We start from the raw sequence: 1,058 nt of genomic DNA on the forward strand, positions 1-1,058 counted from the left end.
CTGCTGCGCCAGCGCGTCGGCGACGGCAGCGATGCGCTGGTCGGCGGCGGCTTCGCCGGCGCGAGCCTGGCCGATGTGCGCACCACCACGACGGCGGGCGGCAGCTTCGCCAGCAGCCTGGCCGGCGCGTCGCTGCCCGGCGCGGCCGACGGCGACAACAGCCGCGGCGGCATCTGGGGCCAGGTCTATGGCGGCTACCAGAAGCTGCTCGGCGACCGCGTCCATGCCGGGGTCGAGAACACCACGGCCGGCGTCGCGATGGGCGTCGAGACGCGGATCGACGGCTTCACCGCGGGCGTGGCCGGCGGCGTCGCCCAGATCGACTCGGACATGGACAGCCGCTACTCGACCGTGAGCGGCAACCAGTACCAGCTGGGCGGCTATCTCAGCTACGACGCGGGCGTCGCCTTCATCGCGGCCTCGGGCAGCTGGTATTCGAGCGACCTCAACAGCAAGCGCACCCTGGTCATCGGCACCGCCACCGCGCTCGCCACCGGCGACATCCATGCCGACGGCTATTCGGTGGGCGTCACCGGCGGCTTCCGCACCGAGCTCGGCAAGGGCCTGCGCCTCGCCCTGATCGGCAGCGCGAGCAAGGTCCGCAACCAGCAGGACGGCTTCACCGAGAACGCCACCGGCGGGCTCGGGCTGCAGATGGCCGCGGCCAATCGCGACCTGTTCACCGCCGGCGGCGAGCTGCGCCTCGGCGCCACGGTGAAGACCGGTTCGGGCACGGCGATGCCGTGGGTGAGCATGGGCGTGCGCTACAATTCGGGCGACCTCGACACGCTGGGCAATGTCCGCTTCAGCGGCGCGCCGGCCGGCACCGGCAGCTTCGGCGTGCAGGGCGTCCGGATCGCGCCGGTGCTCGGCACGCTCGGCGTCGGCATCGATGCACGCGCCAGCAAGAATGTCCGCCTCGGCATCGCGCTCGAAGGCTCGGCCGGCGACAACACCCGCGAGGGCCGCGCCTCCGTCCGCGTCAAGATCGGGTTCTGACGAACCCGTAACGCGGCGCGGGGTACGGAATCCCAACTCCCCCCGCGCCGCGTTTCGTC

The 1,058-nt window shown here is 72.5% G+C and carries 1 protein-coding gene; it reads left to right on the top strand.

The window, feature by feature from the left end; all coding sequences use genetic code 11:
- Window positions 1–999: autotransporter outer membrane beta-barrel domain-containing protein (locus ABLE38_RS21215; RefSeq protein ID WP_348976250.1), on the top strand; the 999-nt coding region annotated here is incomplete at its 5' end.
- Between the last annotated feature and the right edge of the window lie 59 nt (window positions 1,000–1,058).

This window comes from Sphingomonas sp. KR3-1 (assembly GCF_040049295.1).
Lineage (GTDB): Bacteria > Pseudomonadota > Alphaproteobacteria > Sphingomonadales > Sphingomonadaceae > Sphingomonas.